Raw genomic sequence first — 21,041 nt, forward strand, 5'->3', positions numbered from 1 at the left:
CGGGATCAGTGGCCTGCAAACCAGGGAATCGGTAGGGTCCACAGGCCGAAAACAACCAGAAAAACGCCCGCGGCCTGGCGCAGGCCGGTGCGCCCCTGCAGTTCTTTGATCCATCCGGCGGCGTAGCCCGTCGCCAGCATGGAGGGAAGGGTGCCCAGCCCGAAAAACACCATGGTCAATGCGGCCGAACCCACCGAGGGCTGCAGTGCGGCCCAGCCCAGCGTGCTGTAGATCAGGCCGCAGGGCAACCAGCCCCAGAGCGCGCCAAGCGCGAGGGCCTGTCGGGCCTGGTGCACGGGCAGGAGGCTCCGTGTGAGTGGCGACAGGCCTTTCCATACTGGTGCGCCCACGCGCTCGATATATCGGATCCCTTGCCACCATTGCCCCATTGATAAACCCATCAGTATCAGCAGAACACCTGCCAGGGTTCGGAGCAGGGGAGCAAGCTGCGACCAATGCTCGGCGGCCGATGTGCTCACCAGGGCGATCAGCGCCGCAATCAGTGCATAGCTGGCTATACGACCGCCGTTAAACGCGAGCAGCATCAGGGTTTGGCGACCACGAAAGCCCGGCCCAACCGGCAGTGCCATGGAGAGCGATGCACTGATACCTCCGCACATACCAAGGCAATGGGCGCTGCCAAGCAGCCCGATCAGAAACGCACTGGGGTAACTGAGGAAAAGCTCCGGGCTCATTCGCCTTGTCGCGTGTCCGATTTTTCTGGGGGGGCGTTGTCACCGGCGCTGGCCGCTGACCCGGACGATGGCTTGTCGACGCGGGCCTCGTCGGGAATACGGTCCTCATCGTCGTCGTAGAGGATGCGGTGTGCGGGGCCTTCAAGGTCATCGTACTGCCCGCTCTTCACCGCCCAGGAAAAAAGCAGGATTCCGATGGCCACCACAAGCAGCACCAGGGGAACGAGAATAAGGACTATCTGCACGAGCTAACCTCTTGGACGCTATCCGGCTAAGGTATCAGGACACAAGCTGTGCGCCAACTCTGGTACTGGACTCCGGGGGCTGATTGGCCGGTGACCGGGCCAGGCGCAGGGTGTTCAGTACCACCACCAGCGAGCTGGCGGACATGCCGAGGGCCGCCAGCCAGGGCGGGACAAGACCGGCGGCGGCCAGGGGCAGCGCCGTCACGTTGTAAACCAGTGCCCAGATAAGGTTCTGCCGAATGACCTTGCGCGTATTCTGGCTGGTTTTGATTGCTTCGGCGACTTGCCTCAGTTGGCCGTTCAGCAAAACGGCATCCGCGTGCAACTGGGTGAGATCCGCGGCCGAGCCCATGGCAACTGAAATGCCCGCGCCTGCCATTGAGGGGAGGTCATTGATTCCGTCCCCGACCATCATAACCTTATGGCCCTGGTCAGTCAGATCCCGCAGCACCTCGAGTTTCCGCTCGGGCGATGCCTGGCCAATCGCTTCGTCAATACCGAGGGTATTGGCCACGTGCTGTACATGGCTCGATCGGTCACCACTGAGCAGCACAATTCGAATGCCAAGGCTCTTCAGGGCTTTGATGGCTTGCTGCGCGTCGTCTCTGGGCTGATCGTCCAGCCGGAAGCAGGCCAGCCATTCGTTCTCGGAGGCCAGCCAGATTTCCATACCCTGTGACTCGCCAATATCTGGGCTGGGCAGGCCAGTTTGGGATTGCACAAAATCTTTGTGGCCGATGAACAGCGCGAGATCGCCTTGCGTGCCTGAAAGCCCGCCACCGAGGTGGTTCTGGACGCCAGTCACGTGGGCGCCTGCCCGGTCGTGGAAAACCCGTGCGATGGGGTGCTCGGAATGCTGCTCAAGCCCGGCTGCCAGCTTCAGGCAGCTGGATTCACTCTGGCTTCCCATCACCCGTATCGAGGCAAGTCTGAGCTGGCCTTCGGTCAAGGTGCCGGTTTTGTCGAATATCACCGTGTCGATGGCGTTCATGAATTCCAGCGTGTGTCCACGGGTTGGCAGAAAGCCCAGGCGCCGTAGCTTCATGGTGGCAGCGGTGATGGCGGTTGGTGTTGCCAGCGACAGGGCGCACGGGCAAGTTACGACGAGGACGGACAGGGTAATGTCGAAAGCGTTGTCTGCGCCGGCCAGCCACCAGCCAATCCAGACCACCGGGGCCAAAATGAGAACGCGCCCGACGAATTTGCCTGCCATCTCATCCGCCATGCGGGCCACCGGCGGTTTTTCGGACTGAACCCGGTCAAGAACCCTGAGAATGCCGGAAAGTCGGGTTTGGGAGCCCGAGCGGCTTACTTCAACATCGATCGGGTTTTCGCCGTTGATGCTGCCCGCATGAACCGTGTCTCCCGCAATCCGAGTCTCCGGCAGGTATTCACCCGTCAGCGCGGCCTCGTTGAGGGTGGACTGGCCGCTGACAATCACACCGTCGACCGGCAGGGTTTCCCCGGGCCGTATGCGAACGGTTTCACCGGGCTGTATTTCGTGCGCCGGAACCACGCTGGCCTCGCCGTTAACAACGCGAGTAGCCACGGTGGGCTGGAAACCGGCGAGCGCGTTGCCGGTCAGGCCGGCCCTGAAGCGGGCCCGGACTTCCACATAACGCCCGAGCAGCAGGAAAAAGGTAAACATGCAAACCGACTCAAAATACACTTCCTCGCCACCGAAGACCGTGACCCAGGCGCTGGCCAGGTAAGCCAGTCCGATCGCGATGGCCACAGGTACATCCATGGTCAGGTGTCGGGCCTGCATATCTCGCAGTGCATTGCGGAAAAAAGGTGCAGCACTGTAAAACACAACGGGCGTGGCAATCAGAAGGCTGAACCATCGAAAGAAGGTGATGAACTGCGGGGAAATGTCGTTCACCATCTCGAAGTAGAGCGGGAACGCCAGCATCATGCTTTGAAACGATCCGATGCCGGCGAGAGCCAGCCGGATCAGCATGGAGCGATGTTCCGTGCGCACCTGTTGCTCGACTTCGTCGGCCTGATAGGGCCGGGCGGTGTAGCCAAGTTCGTGAATGGCAATCAGCAAATCACTGAGGCGCGTCTGGTCTTGGGCCCAGACGAGGCGGGCTCTCTGGGTGCTGTGGTTGACCGAAAATGACAGCACACCGGGCTGCTTTTTCATGTGGTTTTCAAGCAGCCAGATGCATGCAGCGCACGTGATGCCGCCAATCAGTAGCTGTGCTTCCTGTCCGCCCTTTACCGGAGACACAAACGCTTGCTGAATCAGCGGGTGGTCCAGCTCACGGATGCGCTCAAGCTCCGATGTGGTCAGCTGTTTAGGCGTGACCGCAGGCTCGGTGCGGAAGTTGTAGAAGCCCGTCAGACCCTCGGCGTGGATGGTTTCACAGACCGCTTTGCAGCCCTGGCAACAGAACTTGCGCGGTTGTCCATCCAGCTCAAGGGTTATGGGCGGCTCGCCGATAGCCGGCTCACCGCAGTGGAAGCACGCCGGTGAGCTCACTCCTGGTCAGTACCCTTGGCCTGAATGCTCAGGGAATCACTCGGAAGCCAGGCTTCACCTTTCAGGCGCCACTGGTTGTCCGGCCCGCGCAGATCGAAATACCAACGACCGTCAATGTCCTCCAGCAACTGACCTTCGTACTTACCGTTGCCAATCGAGCGAAACTGCAAGGTACGGTCATGCTTGGAGAGCGTGGGGTGGAACAGATTCAGAATCAGGTAATCGAAGTTTGCCGCCTCTTGGTCAGCCTCCAGTGTCAGGGCAACGTGCCGGCCACTGAACGACAGCTCTGCTTCAAGACCCATGTCCGTGGCCTTCTGATCGCGAGCGATTTCAAAGTTAATACCCCGTCCCTGTTTGGAATAATCGTCGGTGACCATGGTGTCTTCCAGGTTCATGGCCACGGTGATCATCACGGTGCACCAGATAATGGCGGCCAGCGGGAAGATGGTCAGGAACCAGAACCATGGCTGGCGATACCAGGGTGCAATCGGAGTTTGTTCAGACATATTGCTCGTTCTCGTGGAAGTGCATTGAGATCTTGAAACTGGAAACTCAGCGGGTTGGACCGACAAACCGGCTTTCGGTTTCCAGTACTAATGTGGCGTCGGTTTCAGACCTGGCCTGGAAATAAATGGTGCTGTTGTTGGCCTCAACCGAGTCGGGCGGGACATCCACCACCGTAGGGAGTGAGCGGTTCTCGCCACTCTCGACGGTCAGCGAGGTCTGGGTGAGGATCTGAATGTCTTCCAGTCCGCGCACCGAAAGGCTGAACGTTTGCGGTACTTCAGTCATGTTGGCGATTTTCAGCGTGTAGGAATTTTCAACCCGGCCCTGGCCGTTGAAGCTGTATAGGGCTCCCCGATCGCGAAGCACATCCAGTTGTGCCGGAACCCGGGTGGCAATGGTGATCACCACGGCTGAGATCATGAGCGCCAACACGGCGCCGTAACCGAAGGTTCGGGGGCGGAGCAGTTTGGATGTCCGGCCTTCAAGCTCATTCTCAGTGGTGTAGCGAATCAGCCCTTTCGGATAGTCCATTTTCTCCATGATCTCGTCACAGGCATCAATACACAGGGCACAGCCAATGCACTCGTACTGAAGCCCATCGCGAATATCGATGCCGGTTGGGCAAACCTGCACACACTGCCCGCAATCAATGCAATCGCCCAGGCCGGCTTCGGATGGGGTGACGCCTTTCTTTCGCCCCCCTCGCGGCTCGCCCCGATTCGGGTCGTAGGAGACCACCCGGGTGTTGGGGTCAAACATCACGGACTGGAATCGTGCGTAGGGGCACATATACAGGCACACCTGCTCCCGCATCCAGCCCGCGTTCAGGTAGGTGGCCACGGTAAAAAACAACACCCAGAAATACGCCCAGCCACTGGCCTGAAAGGTAAACAGATCGGCAATCAGTTCACGAATGGGGTAGAAGTACCCAACAAAGGTCAGGCCTGTGGCCAGTGCAATCAAGACCCAGACCGTGTGCTTGGCAGACTTGCGGGCCAGCTTTTCCCCGGACAGCGGGGCCTTGTCGAGCTTCATGCGCTTGTTGCGGCTGCCTTCAATACGCTCCTCGACCCACATGAAAATGAAGGTCCACACCGTTTGCGGGCAGGTATAGCCACACCAGACGCGTCCGAAAAGAGTGGTTATAAAGAACAGTCCGAAAGCACAGATAATGAGCATGCCGGATAACAGGATGAAGTCCTTCGGATAGAAGGTCGCGCCATACAGGTGGAATTCCCGTGCCGGAAGGTCGAAGTGTATGAGTGGTTGACCGTCGAGGGTAAGCCAGACGAACAGAAAATACATGCCCATCAGCAAGGTCAGGCTGACGTTGCGAATGCGTTGGAAGAAGCCTTTGACTTCCTTGACGTAGATCTTCTTGCGACTGGCGTAGAGGTCTACGCTTCCGGTCTTTTTGTTGTTATTGGAGGGGTCAGAAGATGGGTCAACCTGTTTGACCGGTATCTCACTGCTCATCAAAACCTCCCAATGAAAGACAAAGCGCGGTGCAGGTGGGGAAGGGGCCCTGATCCGCTCCAGTCTGGACCCGATACACGCTCGGATACAGGCGGGAGAAGACCAGGCCGGGGCGGTGCCCCGGCCGGATCAATCAGTCGTTGGACAAGCTGTACACGTAAGCCGCCAGAATCTGAATCTGGTCGTCGGTCAGACGTCCGCTCTGGGCTGGCATCTGGTTCTGTCGACCATTGATGACGGTATCCTTGATCCAGTCGTAGTCCGAGCCATAGAGCCAGACATCGTCGGTCAGGTTGGGGGCACCCACCGATTCCATGCCTTTGCCTTCCGCGCCATGGCACGCAGCGCAGGCCTGAGCGAAGACGGCTTTGCCGGCTTCTGCTGCGTCGGCGTCTTTTTCACGACCACTGAAGCTCAGCACGTAATTGACGACCTGATCAACCTGTTCGTTGGTCATGTTGGGCATGACGCCTTTGGCAGGCATGTTACCCATCCGACCGTTGTACAGGGTCTCAAGGATTGCATCCGGTGTGCCGCCATACAGCCAGTCGTCGTCGGTCAGGTTCGGGAAACCGACCTGGCCGCGAGCGGCTGTGCCATGGCACACGGCGCAGTTGTTGGCGAACAAACGCTGACCGATCTTCAGCGCGTCTTCGTTGTTGGCCAGTTCTGCCACCGGTGTGTTGCCGTACTGGGCGTAGATCTCACCAAACTTTTCATCTGCTTCGGCAACTTCCGCTTCCCACTGGTTGTGGGAGGTCCAGCCAAGCAGGCCTTTCCAGTTGCCCAGACCCGGGTAGAGGGCCAGATAGCAGAGGCCGAAGATGCAGGTGGCGAGGAACAGGTAGAGCCACCACTTAGGCATCGGGTTGTCGTATTCCTCAATGCCGTCAAAGGAGTGACCCATGGTACGGTCGGTTTCGACATCGCTTGTCTGGCTCTTTCGAACCGACCACAACAGCCACGCGCAGCCGAAAATCGTACCGAGCACGATCACGCTGATCCAGATGCTCCAGAAGGTACTCATTGCTTTTTCTCCGTTTTTTCCTGATCAAGAGTCCGCTGGTCCGCGTCTTCGTCATCAAAGGGCAGGTGCGCCGCTTCATCGTTGGCCTTTTTGCGGTGGGCGCTGTACGCCCACCAGACGATACCAAGGAAGATGGCCATGACCACAAGGGTGTGAATTCCGCGAAACTCGTTCAAATCCATGGGAATCACCGTTTCTCTGTAATCACAGTACCCAGCTGTTGCAGGTACGCGACCAGAGCTTCGATTTCAAACTTGCCTTTGACCTCGTCAGCCGCATTGGCGATCTGTTCATCGGTGTAGGGCACGCCGAGGGTCTGCAGGGTTTCCAGCTTACCCGCGGTCTTGGTGTGATCTACGCGATTCTCAAACAGCCACGGGAAGGCAGGCATGTTGGATTCCGGTACCACGCTGCGCGGGTCGTACAGGTGCTGACGCTGCCAGGCATCGGAATAACGGCCGCCAACACGTGCCAGGTCCGGCCCGGTGCGCTTGGAACCCCACAGGAACGGGCGGTCGTACACAAACTCGCCCGCAACGGAGTAATGGCCATAGCGCTCGGTTTCCGCACGGAAAGGACGAATCTGCTGTGTGTGGCACACGTGGCACCCTTCACGGATGTAGATGTCACGTCCTTCCAGTTCCAGAGCGGAATAGGGCTCAAGGCCTTCTATCGGCTCATTGGTCTCTTTCAGGAAAAACAGGGGAACGACTTCCACCAGGAAGCCACCACTAATGGCCAGGATGATCAGTACGATCATCAGGCCAAGGTTCTTTTCAACTATTTCGTGTTTATGCATCTGGTATCTCTCCCGTTACGCTGCCTGAGCTGCCGCGTTGTCGGCGGCCGGCTGCTTTTTGCGAACGGTCATATAAACGTTGTAGGCCATGATCAGCATGCCGCTCAGGAAGATAACGCCACCAAGGAAACGAACCAGGTAGCCCGGGTATGACGCTTCGAGGGACTCAACAAAACTGTAGGTCAGGGAGCCGTCTTCGTTTACAGCGCGCCACATCAGCCCCTGCATGATGCCGTTGACCCACATGGCAACGATATACAGCACGGTACCGACGGTTGCGAGCCAGAAGTGAACATTGATCAGCGCGGTGCTGTACATGCTCTGAAGGCCCCAGAGCTTCGGAATCAGGTGGTAAACCGCACCGATACTGATCATGGCAACCCAGCCCAGCGCACCGGAGTGTACGTGGCCGATGGTCCAGTCAGTATTGTGGGACAGAGCGTTTACGGTCTTGATGGACATCATCGGACCTTCAAACGTAGACATGCCGTAGAAGGACAGGGAAACCACCAGGAAACGCAGGATCGGGTCGGTGCGGAGTTTGTGCCATGCACCGGACAGAGTCATCATGCCGTTGATCATGCCGCCCCAGGAAGGCGCGAGCAGAATCAGAGACATCACCATGCCCGCGGTCTGGGCCCAGTCTGGCAGGGCAGAGTAGTGCAGGTGATGGCCGCCGGCCCACACGTAGGTCGCAATCAGCGCCCAGAAGTGAACGATCGACAGGCGGTAGGAGTAAACCGGTCGGTTCGCCTGCTTGGGTACGAAGTAGTACATCATGCCCAGGAAGCCGGCGGTCAGGAAGAAACCAACGGCGTTGTGGCCGTACCACCACTGCATCATGGCGTCCGTGACCCCTGCGTAGGCAGAGTAAGATTTGAAAGCACTGGCCGGCAGAGCCAGGTTGTTACCGATGTGCAGACACGCCACGGTGATGATGAAAGCGCCGTAGAACCAGTTAGCCACGTAAATGTGCGGTGTACTGCGCTTCATCACTGTGCCGAAGAACACCAGTGCGTAGGTGACCCACACTACGGCAATGGCGATGTCAATCGGCCACTCCAGTTCGGCATACTCCTTGGATGTGGTCAAACCCATCGGCAGTGTGATGGCAGCAGAAACAATGATGGCTTGCCAACCCCAGAAGGTAAAGGCGGCCAGGCTATCGGAAATCAGACGTGCCTGACAGGTGCGCTGGACCACATAATATGAGGTCGCGAACAAGGCACATCCACCAAAGCCGAAGATGACGGCGTTGGTGTGTAACGGCCTCAGTCGGCCGAAGTGGGTAAAGGGCAGGTCGAGGTTGAGGGCTGGCCAGTAAAGTTGCGCTGCAATTAGCACACCCATAGCCATTCCTACAATACCCCATACCACTGTCATGATGGCGAACTGTCTCACCACCTTATAGTTGTATGTCAGGTTTGCATTTACTGTGCTCATAGCCTTACCAATGGGTTTCGAGTGAGGGAATCTGCGGGCGCAAGTATGGAGAAACCGTTAGCTCTTTGCAATGACACAGGTCAACTCCGGAACCCCGTTAAATGCGCGCAAATCAGCAACATGGCATCCTTGGCGAGACAGGCTCGAAAGCAGAATGCCTTCAGGGCGAAAGGCCGCTGCGTGACCTGTAATGATAGACCCTCAAACGGCGAAGGTGAAAATTGTGGAGTGGATGAAAAAACAGGGTTTTGAACGCGATTTGAAGGCTGTGCTCGTTCTGGCCCATGGCGCGGGCGCACCGGCAGACTCGCTGTTCATGGAAGCCCTTTCTGAGTCACTGGCACAACAAAACGTGGCCACCGTTCGGTTCGAGTTTCCCTACATGCAGAAGCGGCGCCAGGATGGCAGGAAACGCCCACCGGACCGGCAGCCAAAGTTGCTGGAATACTATGCCAGTGTGGTCGATGAACTTCGGGAGAGTCTGGGCGCCGACTGCCGTTTACTGGTGGGAGGCAAGTCCATGGGCGGGCGCATGGCCAGCATTCTGGCATCCGAGCGTGACGGAATCGATGGCGTGATTGCGTTTGGGTACCCGTTTCATCCACCCGGAAAGCTCGACAGGTGGCGGGTAGAGCATTTTACCGACGTTTCCTGTCCGTTTCTGGTGGTGCAGGGCACCCGGGACCCGTTTGGCAAGCGTGAGGAGCTCGAGGCCAGAGGCCAGCTTCCGGGAGGAGCGGAGCTTTACTGGCTTGAAGGCGGCAACCATGATTTTCAGCCTCCGGTGAAGCAACAGAGCAGCCAGCACGCGCTCATTAAGGAGGCAGCCACTGCCGCCGGTCGGTTTGCCGAACGTATCGTCGCGTCTTAGGCTTCACTCAACACTGGTTTTTCCGCCAGATTGATGCGGTCGCGTCCGGATGCCTTGGCTTGGTACAGCGCTTTGTCGGCTCGCTTGAACAGATCTGCAGTACTTTCGCCGGGCGCCAGTGAGGCGATGCCGGCGCTAAGAGTGATGGCAGCGGTTCCGCCCTCTGGCGTTTCCAGCTGAGATTTCCGAACTTCACTGAGGATGGCCTCGCAAACCCGCTTTGCGCCGGAGCAGTCTGTGTCCGGAAGCAGCAGGGCAAATTCTTCCCCGCCAAAGCGAACGGCCATGTCTCTGGGGCGCTTGACGTGTTGCTTCAGAATCTCGGCGATCATTTGCAGGAAGTTGTCGCCGAAGCTGTGGCCCCAGGTGTCGTTGATCTTCTTGAAGTGATCCGCATCGATCAGGGCGATCGTCAGTGGATGACCGGTTCGAAGCGCTTCCGCGTGGAGTTCTGACAGCCGGTTGTCCATGTGTCGCCGGTTGCTCAAACCGGTCAGCGAATCGTTCATGCTCAGCACGGCCAGTTGTCGGTTGGCTTGCTCCAGTTCTTTCATGGTGTTTCTGAGCTGAGCCGTGCGCTCATGTACTTTCGACTCCAGTTCGGTTCGGGCGTTGTGCTCAACGGCCAGCAGTTTTTCGTTCAGCAGACGCCAGCGCTGGACCATGGCGTAGTTCAGAAGCACTACCTGGCCGCCAACCGCCGTTTGCATCATGGCTTCCGTGGCCAGGAAGTGGGTGATATGGCCAAAAGCGGCGAGAGCGTATATCAGCACCCCTGCCAACATGGCGACCCAGGCAGTCAGGTACCAGACCGCGGGCTGATAACCCTGCCGGCAACGAACGACCGCAATGGCCATCATGCTGGAGATAACCGCAATCCCCAGCACGGTGTTCATAGCAATGGTCAGGCTGTATGGCAGGATCATGGTCAAACTGAGAAAACCGACGGAGATCCAGACTTGCGTCGTCATGGTACGGTCGGCCCAGGTGTTCTGGCCGGCCTCCAGGAAGGAACGGCTGAACAGGAGCATGGCCAGGGCGCACAATGCCAGGCTGATGGGTATGACGTTATTGGCGAGATTCGGGCTGTCAGGCCATAGGTACTGGTTGGCGAAGCCGCCCATCGCGAACATGAACATGCCCATGGTGGTGATATAGAACGCGCAGTGTAAGTAATAAATGGTGCGGGAGCTTAAAAACAGCAGCAGGTTAAACAGCGCCAGCACCAGCAGCGCGCCGTAGAACATGCCGTGGGTCATGGTGAACCGGTTGCTTTGCGCAATCGCCTGATCGGCGGACACCAGACTCAGCGGAACGTTAAGTGCGCCACTACTCTTGATGCGCAACGTGATCGTTCGGCTCTGGCCCTGCTCAAGGGTGACGGGCAGAAGGAAATACCGGTAATCTACCGGCCGCGAGTCAAACGAGTGGCGATCGCCGGTAGCGACTCGGGCATGTTCGCTGGCGCCTGATTGCCAGAAAGTGACATCGTCCAGAAGTGGGTAGCTCAGGCGAAGGTACCAGAATCCGGTCTTTGCAGCGGAATTTTGCAGGTCCAGCTGTATCCAGTAGACCGAATCGGTCTGGGTGAATACGAGATCGTTACCTCTGGCGGGTGTCCATGTCAGGTCAGTTGGTAATTCGGCTGGGGATTGGGCCTGGTATGCCGGATCGCCCGGAGGAGAGGTGTGGTAGCACACATAGTGCATAAGGGACTGACGGGCTTTGCCATCACTGACCTCAAGGGTAGGGCAGTGAGTTCCTGGCATGGTTGTGCTTGGCAGAGCCTTGGCCGGGAGAAAACACAGGCCAAAGGCAATGATAAGGCGCAATACCGACGACATCCTTGGTCCCCGAAAACGTATCGATGCCAAAGTGTAACTAAAGTACGCGCATTTAACTGTTAAATAGTTTCAAAAATTTGGGCAGTTGTAGGCTGCCTGCAAATCGACGGGTATCCCATGGAACAGATTCTTGCATTTTGCCGACCGGGATTTGAGGCTGAGGCCGGTCGCGAACTGATGGACCAGTCCGCTGAACACGGGATGTTTGGCTTTTTTGAGCCGGAAACAGGCGAAGGCTTAGTCTGGTTTACCCTGGTGGACCAGTTTTCGGCGGACACGTTCATGTCCCGACTGGACTTGCAGTCACTGGTGTTTGTCCGGGACTGGATGATTGTGCTGGACCGGATCGAACTGCCTCAGCAGGACCGGGTGGGTGCTGTTCTCGAGGCTGTTCGAGGGTTGGGCCGTGGCTATCCGGGGTGCGCCCGGTTAGAAGTTCGCCTGCCTGAAAACAACGATGATCGTGATCTGGGGAATTTCGCCCGCAAGTGGGTCGCGCCCTTGTCGAAGGCAATGCGCGGTGCCGGCCTGTTGCTCGCCGACCGGAGCGCCTCCGCACCCGCACGCTTCGAGGTGTTGTTGCGCAGTTTTTCGGAGGTGGTGATTGGCATCAGCCTGAAGGATAACCGCGCCCGGTATGTCGGCGGCATTCCTCGGCTGCGTCTTCCTGCGTCAGCGCCGAGTCGTTCTGCGCTCAAGCTGGAAGAAGCGTGGAAGGTGTTCTTGCCTCCGGAGCAGGAGCTGGACTACCTGGGTGGTGCCAAGAAAGCGGCTGATCTGGGAGCGGCCCCCGGGGGCTGGACCTGGCAGCTGGTGCGTCAGGGCATGATGGTGGCAGCGGTGGATAACGGGCCCATGAACGAGGAGCTTATGGCCTCGGGCCACGTCGAACACGTGAGGGCGGATGGTTACGGCTGGCGGCCCAAGCGCCCGGTCGACTGGATGGTGTGTGACATTGTCGATAAGCCCCGAAAAACGGCGCGCATGGTGGTCGACTGGCTGGTCGCTGGGCACTGCCGTTACACGGTGTTCAACCTGAAATTACCGATGAAGAAGCGTTACGAGGAATGGCTGATTTGTCGTGATATGATTTTGCAGGGCTTGGCGGAGGCGAACCTGGGATTCCATTTCAGGGCCCGGCACCTGTACCACGACCGGGAAGAAATCACCTGTTTCATTGAGCGCACGGGCTGAATCAATGCCCGAAAACTGGCTTATATAGCGCTCTGCTCCAACACGGTAATCGTTTCTTCCCGATCCATCATCGGCACCAGTTCAGCCATCAGCTCGCGTCGTTCATCGGAGTGGTACCAGCGATCCCAGTCTGCTTCGGAGCGCCAGTTCGCCAGGGTGATGCGATGATTGGGGTCGTGGCTGTCTGCCAGAGTTTCGCCAGAGATAAATCCGGGGGCGCTGACCGCCTGCTGGAGGACCTTTCGGGCGCGCTCTTCGTAGGCAGATTCAAGGGTTTCGGCAATGTGACGTTCAATCAGTACCCGGATCATGAATCACCTCGATTTTTCGTCTTTACTTGATGAAAAAACTAGCACATTTCCCTGAACAATCAGGTAAACAACAGGAGATTGCCTTGACAGCTGACCACTACGACGCCGAACTGGATGCGCGCGGACTTGTTTGTCCCGAGCCGGTCATGTTGCTTCATAACCGGATCAACGATGTAGCCGAGGGTCAGCTGCTGAGAGTGCTGGCAACGGATCCCTCAACTACTCGGGACATCCCGCGTTTCTGTCAGTTCCTTGGTCATGAGCTGGTGCGCGAACAGGAGCAGAACGGTGTGTTCACCTACCTGATTCGCAAGGGCGAGGCCTGACGCGAAATCAGCTGCCCAGTTGTTGCAGATGCCTGAGGAACTGGTCACGATCCATTTCGCCAAGCACTCTGCGATCCGTCATTTCCTGCCCGTCAGGGTTGAAGAACAGAATCGCAGGCGGGCCGAACAGGCCGAGTTCGTCTAGCAGCGCCTGCTGGGCGGTGGTGTTGTCGGTCATATCGATCTGAAGCAGCGTGAAATCGGACATCGCCCGGGCCACCTGGGGATCGCTGAACACGTTGCGCTCCATTACCTTGCAACTGATGCACCAGTCGGCATAGAAATCGAGAATGACGGGCCGGTTCTGGTTTCTGGCCTGGTTCAGTATGGCTTGCATTTCAGCCGGCGACTCAACCCGGTTGAATCCTGCATGCTCGGCTACCTTACTACCGATCGCTGCCTGGGTTGCGGCGGTGAAAGGGGTAAGTGGTTTGAGAGGGTCACTCGCACCGCCCATAGCACCGGCCAGTAGTGCCAGGCCGTAGGCAAAGAGCAGCAGCCCCAGACCTTTTCGCGTTCGCTCCCAGCCCGCTTTCGCGGCATCAAAGGCTCCCAGCTGCACACCGGTGATGGCCACCAGCAAAGCCCAGAGTGTCAGTGCCAGCCATGCGGGAACGAGGCGCTCTATCAGCCAGATGGCAACGGCCATCAGCATCACCCCATAAAGGTGTTTGACTGCCGTCATCCACTGACCGGTGGAAGGTAGGAATTTCCGGCCGCCAACGGCCACAAGAATCAGCGGTACACCCATCCCGAGCCCCAGAGAAAGCAAGGCGACACCGCCGATGACCGCATCCTGTGTGGTTGAAATGTACAGCAGGCTGCCGGCCAGAGGGGCGGACACGCAGGGTGACACAATAAGGGCTGAAATGGCGCCGATGCCGAACAGGCTGAACACCCGGGTGCCGGTGATGCGGTGGCTGGCCTGATTGAGAGGCTCCCGGATAAAACGGGGTAACTGAAGTTCGAACACGTCAAACATAGAGAGCGCGAAGAGCACGAACAGGCTGGCAAAAATGCTCAGCACCCAGGGCGATTGCAATTGTGCCTGCAGGTTGAAGCTGGCGCCCGCGAGCCCGGTGAGTACACCGGCTGCGGCATACGTCAGCGCCATGCCCAGGACGTAGCTGCAGGAAAGCACGAGCGCATGGCCGGTGGTCTGGGTGTTTCGGTGCGACACCAGAGAAGAAATGATGGGCACCATGGGGAGCACGCACGGAGTGAACGTAAGCCCGAGCCCCAGCAGAAAGAACAGCGCCGCTATCACGGCGATCGACTGGCTTTCGAGAAAGCCGGCAAGCCCGGTGGCAGACTCGGTGTCAGGTAATGTCGCTGCGTCGCGGACTGTTCCGTCGCCACCGGAGTTGCCCAGTTGCGTGTCCGGCGCCTGGCTGGTTGCAGTCGTTACGCCCTTACCCGGGTAGAAAAACACCTCGCGGGTTTGCGGCGGGTAGCAAAGTCCGGCGCTGGCACAGCCTTGGTAGGTCACTTGCAGCTGGGCCTCTCTAACGCCGGCTGGCAAGGTCACGGGGATGCGGGCTTCCACGGGATCGTAGAAAACCTCCACCTCGCCAAAAAACTCGTCTTCGATGCGCTCGCCGTCCTGTGAAAAGGATGGCGTGCCCATCTTTACGCTGTCGTCCGTCGAGTCGATGCTTATCCGGCCGCGATACAGGTAATGCCCCGGCGTGACATCCCAGAACAGCACGACGGCCTGTTCTTCTGTGCGGAAGCTGAAGGGCAGGGCCTCATCGACCGGCAGAAAACCGGTGTCATCGGAACCAAATAGACTGCTGACGCTTGAGCCGAGGGCCGATGCGGGAGTGGATACCCCCATCAACATCAGAAGGCCGGCCAGCAGCGTCACAAGTGGGGTCAACGAAGAGTGTCGTAGTGCCTGGGGTACGGCTGTCATAAAGGGTTCCGGATCCTCATTGTTCCTGTTTATTGGCCGTTGGGGTTTGGCCAATGCAATGGCCGCCTGGAAAGTGGCCTGATTTTGCAGCGAGGGACAACCGGTTACAGGTTAAGTTCCCTCTGGTATTGAGCGGCTTAAAGCCGCACAATAGCGATCCACTATGAATCTCAGTCCAAACGATCTTATCATGCTGTTCAATGACGTGTTCCGGGAAAGATACCGGACAATTCTCGTCAAGGGCAGTTACGAACCTGAATACATTCCTGCCCAGAGCCCTGAGGCGTTTGCAAGGATTGTGTTTGCGCACGGCTATTTTTCCAGTGCGCTGCATGAAATCAGTCACTGGTGTATTGCCGGTGCGCATCGACGCACACTTCACGACTACGGTTACTGGTATTGTCCCGATGGCCGAACCGCAGAGCAGCAGCACGCGTTTGAACAGGTCGAGGTGAAGCCTCAGGCCATTGAGTGGCTGTTTGCCCTTGCCGCAGGTGCGCGATTCCACATCAGCGTCGATAACTTGTCCGGAGACGGGGCAAGCGATGAAGCCGGATTCCGGCAAAAGGTCAGGGCGCAGGCCGAGCGTTACCTGTTTCAGGGACTGCCTGAGCGGGCGAACGAATTTTTTAATGCATTACAATCATTTTACGGCACGAGGGAGAGCATCATTAAGGATTGGCGACAAGACGCCGACCGAATAGCGCCTCTGACGTGCGCATCGAATTTTTCGAGGAAAATTGAGACTGTATGACATCTGACCCAAAGCACACCGGCGACCTGCGTTTCCGTGACCTGAATCTGGACAAGCGCCTTCTGGACGCCATTACCTCGATTGGTTTCGAGTACTGCACACCCATCCAGGCGGAAACCCTGCCCTGGACCCTGGCCTGCGAAGATTTGATTGGCCAGGCCCAGACCGGCACCGGAAAAACGGCGGCCTTTCTGATTACCGCGGTTCAGGCGCTTCTGGAAATCCCGATTCCGGAAAAGGAGCGGTTCGCATCCGAGCCTCGGGTTTTGGCGTTGGCGCCCACGCGGGAGCTGGCTATGCAGATTGCCAAGGATGCCGAGCAGCTGTGCCAGTACACCGGCCACAACGTGGTAACCGTGGTAGGGGGCATGGACTACGACAAGCAGCGGGATCAGTTGCAGAATCAGGTCGTTGATATTCTGGTCGCTACACCGGGGCGCCTGATTGATTTCCTCGGGTCGCAGGATGTATTCCTGGATCAGCTGGATATTCTGATTTTGGACGAAGCGGATCGCATGCTGGATATGGGGTTCATTCCTGATGTAAAGCGCATCATCCGCAAGTGTCCGCTTAAGGAGGATCGCCAGACCTTGCTGTTCAGCGCAACCTTCAACCAGGACGTCTTGAACCTTGCCTCCATGTGGACCAAGAACGCCGAATTTGTGGAGATCGAGCCGGAACAGAAAACCGCTGAGCGTGTGGAACAGACAGTGTTCCTGGTTGGTGACGATGACAAGGTTCAGGTGCTGGTGAATTACCTCAAGCGTCCGGAAGTGGATAAGGCCATTGTGTTCGCCAACCGGCGGGATCAGTGTCGGGACCTGGAAGAAGATCTCCGCAATCAGGGCGTCAAGGTGGCGCTGATGTCCGGTGAAATTGCCCAGAACAAGCGCCTGAAAACCCTGGATCAGTTCAAGAAGGGCTCCATTCAGGTTCTGGTCGCCACTGACGTGGCGGGCCGTGGCATCCACGTTAACGGCGTGACCCACGTCTTTAACTACAACTTGCCGGAGAACGCCGAGGATTACGTACACCGGATCGGTCGGACAGGGCGTGCCGGAACCAGCGGTGTTTCCGTCAGCTTCGCCGGTGAGGAAGACTCCTTCGCTTTGCCGGCTATTGAAACCTACATCAGCCAGAAGCTGAAAACGACCGTGCCGGATGAATCGCTGATGGAGCCGATGGGGAATCCGCCTATCGCCCGCAAGCGCGGTCGTCGTGGCCATGGTGGGCGTGGCGGCCCACGCCCCAGAAGGAATTGATCGGGACAGGTGTCAGCATGTTAATCGTGGCAGATGAAAATATCCCCTTAGTGGATTCGTTCTTCGGAGATTTCGGTGAAATACGGCGAGTGTCCGGGCGAGGTTTGAGCGCCGCCGAGGTTCGGGATGCGGATGTGTTACTGGTTCGCTCTGTGACCCGGGTAGGGCGGGAGTTGCTGGAAGGTAGCCGGGTCAGGTTCGTTGGCACGGCGACCATCGGCACCGATCACATTGATGTCGACTGGTTGGAACAGGCGGGCATCCGCTTCGCCTCTGCCCCTGGTTGCAACGCCAACAGTGTTGCCGAGTACGTTCTGTCGGTGCTGTCGGCTTACGCGGAAAAGCGAGGGCTTGAGGACTGGACCGAACTGACCGTCGGCATTGTCGGCGTTGGCAATGTGGGTGGTGAACTGGCTCACAAGCTCGAGCGGCTGGGGTTCGAGGTCCGGTTGTGCGATCCGCCCCGCGCTGACCTTGAGGGCGAAGACGGACCCGAATTTGTGTCGCTGGAGCAGGCACTGGCATGTGATGTGGTCACACTGCACACGCCCCTGACTCGTGATCAGCAACATGCCACCTACCATATGGTTGGGGCTGAACAGTTGGCCGGTCTCACTAGCGATCAGTTGCTGGTCAACGCCGGTCGTGGCGAAGTCATTGACACTGAAGCGCTACGGGCACGGCTGGACGAGCCAAATCCACCTCTGGTGGCGCTGGATGTCTGGGAGCGGGAGCCTCGCATTGACCCAAGTTTGGTGGATCGGATCTGGATCGCTACGCCGCACATTGCCGGCTACAGCCTCGAGGGTAAGGTTCAGGGCACCGAGATGATCTACCAGGCTTTGAGCAAATATCTGGGCCTGCCGGTACGCAAGAAATCGGGCCAGTTTCTGCCGGAGCCAGCTTTGAGCAAAGTTGCTTTCACCAGCGCAGCTGAAGAGGCCGACGCCATTCGTGTCGCGTTGCGACTCTGCTACGACCCCCGTCCGGACGATGGCCGATTGCGAACCATCATGACGGGTAGCGCTGAGGAACGGGCGGCGGGGTTTGACCGCTTGCGGAGAAATTATCCGGTGCGTCGGGAGTGCTCGAGCGTGACCGTTCAGCTCAAGGGTAGCAGCAAATCCCTGCAGGACAGCTTTCGGGCCGTGGGGTTCAAGCTTAAGATCTGAGTCCAGGTGGGAATCAAAAAAGCCGGGGTAGAGTCCCCGGCTTTTTTGTTTAGAGCTTGGCCTGCTGAAGCGCCTGAATGCGATCCTCCAGCGGTGGATGAGTCATGAACAGGGCGCTGAGACCACCCCTGGCACCCCGATTGATGCCGAAGGCCTGAAGAGTATCCGGCATTTGGTCCGGAACCTCGCTTTCCTGTTTGAGCCGCGCCAGCGCCTTGATCATTGCCGACCGGCCTGCCAGCTGGGCGCCGGCGATATCGGCCCGGAACTCTCGCCGCCGAGAGAACCAGAACACGATGGTGCTGGCGAGAATCCCCAGTACGATTTCGGCGACGATGCTGACGACGAAAAAGCCCACGCCGTGGCCACTTTCGTTTTTGAACACGGCGCGATCAACGAAAGAGCCAATGACCCGTGCAGCGAAGATAACGAAGGTGTTCACCACGCCCTGAATCAACGCCAGTGTCACCATGTCTCCATTGGCCACATGCCCAATTTCGTGGCCCAGAACGGCCCTGATTTCGTCTTTGTCGAAGCGGGTGAGGAGCCCCTCACTGACGGCAACCAGTGCATCGTTCTTGTTCCAGCCGGTGGCAAAAGCGTTGGATTGGCTGGCGGGGAAAACCGCGACCTCCGGCATCCCGATACCGGCATTCTTCGCGAGTTCAGCAACCGTCTCCACTAACCAGCGCTCAGCCGGGGTGCGGGGTGATTCAATCACCTTGGCGCGCGTGCTCCACTTCGCCATCGGTTTTGAAATCAGCAGGGAAATGATGGCGCCAGCAAAACCGAACACTGCCGCAAATGCCAGCAGCGGGCCATACTGTATGCCGTACTCGGACAGGTAACTATCCACACCGAGAAGTCGCAACGTAAAGCTTGCGACGAGAATAACCGCCAGGTTAGTGGCCAGGAACAACAGAATTCGCATGTCGTGTCTCCGTACTGTTAGACGAACACTGAAGGGGTGAAGTCCAGATTGCTATATGAGGGCGCAGCGTGTTTGTTCAATGTTTGCAGCGGTGTTTCAGCCAGCGGTGTCTTCGAAAAAAGCCGACTGCACGGCCTGGCTGATGCGGCTGGAGTGGCCGCTTTTGATGGCCGCGCGAATGCGGTGAACGTGAGTGGATAAATCTTTCTGAACCGACTCCGGCAGGCGGTCCGCATTGCTTAGCCGGGCCTCAGGTGCCGGGCTGCTCAGGCGCACAAAAGCCTTTTGAGTGAGGACCGCCTGGTCCAGGGCTTCCTGCCGAATGGTATCGACATAGCGCAGCAAACCTTCCTCCTCAAGCCACAACAGGGCGCTGAAACACGCCATGTGACGCTTGCTGTGCAGCCCGAATTCGTCCGGCTCATCCGGCCCGGCAATGTCTTCCACAAACACGTTGACCCGGCGGGGAAACGAGCCATACAGCTGAACCAGCGCGATGGCAACGTCTTTGTAAAATTCCTCCACGTGAATATCGGCCATGGGGTCTCCGTTATTGCTGATAGTTGCCGAGGAATCGACCGAGCCGGAACATTGCGTCCTCAAGGGCATCTTCGCGGGGCAGGAAAACGACCCGCAGGTGCTGCTTGTCGTCAATGTTGAAGGCGGAGCCTTGCACCAGCAGTATTTTTTCCTGCAGCAACAGGTCCAGCACCAGCTTCTCGTCGTTGGCGATCGGGAAATGCTTCGGATCCAGTTTGGGGAACAGGTAAAGCGCGCCCTGCGGTTTCACGCAACTGACTCCGGGGATGTCGTTGAGCATGCGCCAGGCCGTCTCGCGCTGCTGGTACAACCGGCCTTCGGGAGCGACCAGATCATTGATGGACTGATAGCCGCCCAACGCCGTCTGGATGGCAAGCTGCGCCGGTACGTTGGCGCAGAGGCGCATGTTGGAAAGCATCTCGATGCCCTCGATAAAATCCCGGGCCCGGTGCTTGGCTCCGCTGACAATCATCCAGCCCGAGCGGTAACCGGCAGCACGATAGTTTTTGGACAGCCCGTTGTAGGTGAGGAACAGCACATCGTCGGCCAGGGCGGCCGTGGAGATGTGCTGGGTACCATCGTAGAGAATTTTGTCGTAGATCTCGTCGGAGAGAATAATCAGGTTGTGCTGGCGGGCCAGCTCAATCACCTGTTCCAGCAGCTCCCGCGAATAGACAGCACCGGTCGGGTTGTTGGGGTTGATCAGTACGATGGCCCGGGTTCGGGGCGTGATCTTCTTGCGAATGTCGTCCAGGTCGGGGAACCAGTCCTGCTGTTCGTCACAGCGGTAATGCACTGGTTTACCGCTGGAGAGGGTGACGGCTGCGGTCCACAGGGGGTAGTCCGGGGCCGGGATCAGAACCTCGTCGCCGGTGTTCAGCAGGGCCTGCATCGACATGACAATCAGCTCACTGACACCGTTGCCCAGGAAAATGTCATCGATGTCGACCTTGTCGATGCCTCGCTGCTGGCAGTAATGCATGACCGCTTTACGGGCGGAAAACAGCCCCTTGGACTCTACGTAGCCCTGGGCCTGGTGCATGTTGTAAATCACGTCCTGCTGGATTTCTTCCGGCACATCCAGCTCAAACGCCGCTGGATTACCAATGTTGAGTTTGAGCACGCGGTGGCCTTCTTCTTCGAGCCGGCGCGCCTCACGCAGAACCACTCCGCGTATTTCGTAACATACGTTATCCAGCTTGGCGGACTTGTGGTAGTTCTGCATGGGAGGTTCAATTCCT

Annotated in this window: 21 protein-coding genes; 6 read left to right on the top strand and 15 right to left on the bottom strand. The window is 58.1% G+C overall.

The annotated features are described in order from the left end of the window. Nucleotides 1-5: 5 nt before the first annotated feature. The 9 genes from LPB19_RS10115 to ccoN all read right to left on the bottom strand — a co-directional run bounded on the left by LPB19_RS10115 (nucleotide 6) and on the right by ccoN (nucleotide 8,680). Nucleotides 6-695: a sulfite exporter TauE/SafE family protein gene (locus LPB19_RS10115; protein WP_206642794.1), complete on the bottom strand. Its 690-nt coding sequence runs from the start codon at nucleotides 693-695 to the stop codon at nucleotides 6-8. Further along, nucleotides 692-940 carry a cbb3-type cytochrome oxidase assembly protein CcoS gene (gene ccoS / locus LPB19_RS10120; protein WP_206642795.1) on the bottom strand — a complete coding sequence of 83 codons (249 nt, stop codon included), beginning with the start codon at nucleotides 938-940 and terminating at the stop codon, nucleotides 692-694. Before ccoS ends, LPB19_RS10115 begins: the two co-directional genes overlap by 4 nt. Nucleotides 941-974: 34 nt before the next feature. Next, nucleotides 975-3,425: a heavy metal translocating P-type ATPase gene (locus LPB19_RS10125; RefSeq protein ID WP_206642796.1), complete on the bottom strand. Its 2,451-nt coding sequence runs from the start codon at nucleotides 3,423-3,425 to the stop codon at nucleotides 975-977. After that, nucleotides 3,422-3,934, bottom strand: coding sequence for a FixH family protein (locus LPB19_RS10130; RefSeq protein ID WP_206642797.1), 513 nt, complete (start codon nucleotides 3,932-3,934; stop codon nucleotides 3,422-3,424). The genes LPB19_RS10125 and LPB19_RS10130 overlap by 4 nt, the downstream gene beginning before the upstream one ends. Nucleotides 3,935-3,980: 46 nt before the next feature. Next, nucleotides 3,981-5,411, bottom strand: coding sequence for a cytochrome c oxidase accessory protein CcoG (gene ccoG / locus LPB19_RS10135; protein WP_206642798.1), 1,431 nt, complete (start codon nucleotides 5,409-5,411; stop codon nucleotides 3,981-3,983). A 133-nt stretch (nucleotides 5,412-5,544) separates the two neighbouring features. Next, nucleotides 5,545-6,438 (bottom strand): cytochrome-c oxidase, cbb3-type subunit III, encoded by an 894-nt coding sequence (gene ccoP / locus LPB19_RS10140; RefSeq protein ID WP_206642799.1) that lies wholly within the window; start codon nucleotides 6,436-6,438, stop codon nucleotides 5,545-5,547. Next, nucleotides 6,435-6,620, bottom strand: coding sequence for a cbb3-type cytochrome oxidase subunit 3 (locus tag LPB19_RS10145; protein WP_206642800.1), 186 nt, complete (start codon nucleotides 6,618-6,620; stop codon nucleotides 6,435-6,437). Before LPB19_RS10145 ends, ccoP begins: the two co-directional genes overlap by 4 nt. Nucleotides 6,621-6,625: 5 nt before the next feature. Further along, nucleotides 6,626-7,237, bottom strand: a complete 612-nt coding sequence (gene ccoO / locus LPB19_RS10150) for a cytochrome-c oxidase, cbb3-type subunit II (RefSeq protein WP_206642801.1) — start codon at nucleotides 7,235-7,237, stop codon at nucleotides 6,626-6,628. A gap of 15 nt (nucleotides 7,238-7,252) precedes the next feature. Next, nucleotides 7,253-8,680: a cytochrome-c oxidase, cbb3-type subunit I gene (gene ccoN, locus LPB19_RS10155; RefSeq protein ID WP_206642802.1), complete on the bottom strand. Its 1,428-nt coding sequence runs from the start codon at nucleotides 8,678-8,680 to the stop codon at nucleotides 7,253-7,255. A gap of 232 nt (nucleotides 8,681-8,912) precedes the next feature. On the opposite strand from ccoN, the gene LPB19_RS10160 reads away from it, so the two are divergent. Further along, nucleotides 8,913-9,551, top strand: a complete 639-nt coding sequence (locus LPB19_RS10160; RefSeq protein WP_323127910.1) for an alpha/beta family hydrolase — start codon at nucleotides 8,913-8,915, stop codon at nucleotides 9,549-9,551. On the opposite strand, the gene LPB19_RS10165 is transcribed toward LPB19_RS10160, so the two are convergent. Then, a complete protein-coding gene (locus LPB19_RS10165; protein WP_206642804.1) occupies nucleotides 9,548-11,395 on the bottom strand; it encodes a sensor domain-containing diguanylate cyclase in 1,848 nt (615 codons plus the stop codon). The two genes, LPB19_RS10160 and LPB19_RS10165, sit on opposite strands and share 4 nt — an antisense overlap. Nucleotides 11,396-11,512: 117 nt before the next feature. Between LPB19_RS10165 and rlmM the strand changes: the two genes are divergently transcribed. Then, nucleotides 11,513-12,589: a 23S rRNA (cytidine(2498)-2'-O)-methyltransferase RlmM gene (gene rlmM / locus LPB19_RS10170; RefSeq protein WP_206642805.1), complete on the top strand. Its 1,077-nt coding sequence runs from the start codon at nucleotides 11,513-11,515 to the stop codon at nucleotides 12,587-12,589. 20 nt (nucleotides 12,590-12,609) lie between these two features. Here the strand turns inward: rlmM and LPB19_RS10175 are convergent, their stop codons facing one another. Further along, nucleotides 12,610-12,900 carry an antibiotic biosynthesis monooxygenase family protein gene (locus LPB19_RS10175; protein WP_206642806.1) on the bottom strand — a complete coding sequence of 97 codons (291 nt, stop codon included), beginning with the start codon at nucleotides 12,898-12,900 and terminating at the stop codon, nucleotides 12,610-12,612. A 146-nt stretch (nucleotides 12,901-13,046) separates the two neighbouring features. Between LPB19_RS10175 and LPB19_RS10180 the strand changes: the two genes are divergently transcribed. After that, nucleotides 13,047-13,226 (top strand): sulfurtransferase TusA family protein, encoded by a 180-nt coding sequence (locus tag LPB19_RS10180; protein ID WP_266097061.1) that lies wholly within the window; start codon nucleotides 13,047-13,049, stop codon nucleotides 13,224-13,226. Nucleotides 13,227-13,233: 7 nt separating this feature from the next. Here the strand turns inward: LPB19_RS10180 and dsbD are convergent, their stop codons facing one another. Further along, complete coding sequence (dsbD, locus tag LPB19_RS10185; protein WP_206642808.1) at nucleotides 13,234-15,141, bottom strand: protein-disulfide reductase DsbD; 1,908 nt, start codon at nucleotides 15,139-15,141, stop codon at nucleotides 13,234-13,236. Nucleotides 15,142-15,304: 163 nt separating this feature from the next. Between dsbD and LPB19_RS10190 the strand changes: the two genes are divergently transcribed. Genes LPB19_RS10190 through pdxB form a run of 3 tightly spaced genes read left to right on the top strand, consistent with a single transcriptional unit; the run spans nucleotide 15,305 to nucleotide 18,329 of the window. After that, nucleotides 15,305-15,895, top strand: a complete 591-nt coding sequence (locus LPB19_RS10190; protein WP_206642809.1) for an elongation factor P hydroxylase — start codon at nucleotides 15,305-15,307, stop codon at nucleotides 15,893-15,895. Further along, complete coding sequence (locus LPB19_RS10195) at nucleotides 15,892-17,157, top strand: DEAD/DEAH box helicase (RefSeq protein ID WP_206642810.1); 1,266 nt, start codon at nucleotides 15,892-15,894, stop codon at nucleotides 17,155-17,157. The genes LPB19_RS10190 and LPB19_RS10195 overlap by 4 nt, the downstream gene beginning before the upstream one ends. 17 nt (nucleotides 17,158-17,174) lie before the next feature. Continuing rightward, entirely contained in the window at nucleotides 17,175-18,329 is a 1,155-nt protein-coding gene (gene pdxB / locus LPB19_RS10200) for a 4-phosphoerythronate dehydrogenase PdxB (RefSeq protein ID WP_206642811.1), read from the top strand. A gap of 49 nt (nucleotides 18,330-18,378) precedes the next feature. Here the strand turns inward: pdxB and htpX are convergent, their stop codons facing one another. From htpX to LPB19_RS10215, 3 genes are all read right to left on the bottom strand, one after another. Further along, a complete protein-coding gene (gene htpX / locus LPB19_RS10205) occupies nucleotides 18,379-19,260 on the bottom strand; it encodes a protease HtpX (protein ID WP_206642812.1) in 882 nt (293 codons plus the stop codon). A 96-nt stretch (nucleotides 19,261-19,356) separates the two neighbouring features. Further along, a complete protein-coding gene (locus LPB19_RS10210) occupies nucleotides 19,357-19,800 on the bottom strand; it encodes a hypothetical protein (protein WP_206642813.1) in 444 nt (147 codons plus the stop codon). Nucleotides 19,801-19,810: 10 nt separating this feature from the next. Beyond that, on the bottom strand, nucleotides 19,811-21,025 hold the full coding sequence (locus tag LPB19_RS10215) for a pyridoxal phosphate-dependent aminotransferase (RefSeq protein WP_206642814.1): 1,215 nt from the start codon (nucleotides 21,023-21,025) through the stop codon (nucleotides 19,811-19,813). Nucleotides 21,026-21,041: the final 16 nt, after the last annotated feature.

The organism is Marinobacter salinisoli, assembly GCF_017301335.1.
Classification (GTDB): domain Bacteria; phylum Pseudomonadota; class Gammaproteobacteria; order Pseudomonadales; family Oleiphilaceae; genus Marinobacter; species Marinobacter salinisoli.

Bases quoted from the DNA above. Each gene is read 5' to 3' on its own strand.
- ccoN (WP_206642802.1), bottom strand. From the start codon at position 8,680: ATGAGCACAGTAAATGCAAACCTGACATACAACTATAAGGTGGTGAGA.
- LPB19_RS10175 (WP_206642806.1), bottom strand. From the start codon at position 12,900: ATGATCCGGGTACTGATTGAACGTCACATTGCCGAAACCCTTGAATCT.
- LPB19_RS10160 (WP_323127910.1), top strand. From the start codon at position 8,913: ATGAAAAAACAGGGTTTTGAACGCGATTTGAAGGCTGTGCTCGTTCTG.
- LPB19_RS10115 (WP_206642794.1), bottom strand. From the start codon at position 695: ATGAGCCCGGAGCTTTTCCTCAGTTACCCCAGTGCGTTTCTGATCGGG.
- ccoO (WP_206642801.1), bottom strand. From the start codon at position 7,237: ATGCATAAACACGAAATAGTTGAAAAGAACCTTGGCCTGATGATCGTA.
- LPB19_RS10130 (WP_206642797.1), bottom strand. From the start codon at position 3,934: ATGTCTGAACAAACTCCGATTGCACCCTGGTATCGCCAGCCATGGTTC.
- LPB19_RS10145 (WP_206642800.1), bottom strand. From the start codon at position 6,620: ATGGATTTGAACGAGTTTCGCGGAATTCACACCCTTGTGGTCATGGCC.
- LPB19_RS10165 (WP_206642804.1), bottom strand. From the start codon at position 11,395: ATGTCGTCGGTATTGCGCCTTATCATTGCCTTTGGCCTGTGTTTTCTC.
- pdxB (WP_206642811.1), top strand. From the start codon at position 17,175: ATGTTAATCGTGGCAGATGAAAATATCCCCTTAGTGGATTCGTTCTTC.
- rlmM (WP_206642805.1), top strand. From the start codon at position 11,513: ATGGAACAGATTCTTGCATTTTGCCGACCGGGATTTGAGGCTGAGGCC.
- LPB19_RS10195 (WP_206642810.1), top strand. From the start codon at position 15,892: ATGACATCTGACCCAAAGCACACCGGCGACCTGCGTTTCCGTGACCTG.
- dsbD (WP_206642808.1), bottom strand. From the start codon at position 15,141: ATGACAGCCGTACCCCAGGCACTACGACACTCTTCGTTGACCCCACTT.
- LPB19_RS10180 (WP_266097061.1), top strand. From the start codon at position 13,047: ATGTTGCTTCATAACCGGATCAACGATGTAGCCGAGGGTCAGCTGCTG.
- LPB19_RS10190 (WP_206642809.1), top strand. From the start codon at position 15,305: ATGAATCTCAGTCCAAACGATCTTATCATGCTGTTCAATGACGTGTTC.
- ccoG (WP_206642798.1), bottom strand. From the start codon at position 5,411: ATGAGCAGTGAGATACCGGTCAAACAGGTTGACCCATCTTCTGACCCC.
- htpX (WP_206642812.1), bottom strand. From the start codon at position 19,260: ATGCGAATTCTGTTGTTCCTGGCCACTAACCTGGCGGTTATTCTCGTC.
- ccoP (WP_206642799.1), bottom strand. From the start codon at position 6,438: ATGAGTACCTTCTGGAGCATCTGGATCAGCGTGATCGTGCTCGGTACG.
- LPB19_RS10210 (WP_206642813.1), bottom strand. From the start codon at position 19,800: ATGGCCGATATTCACGTGGAGGAATTTTACAAAGACGTTGCCATCGCG.
- LPB19_RS10215 (WP_206642814.1), bottom strand. From the start codon at position 21,025: ATGCAGAACTACCACAAGTCCGCCAAGCTGGATAACGTATGTTACGAA.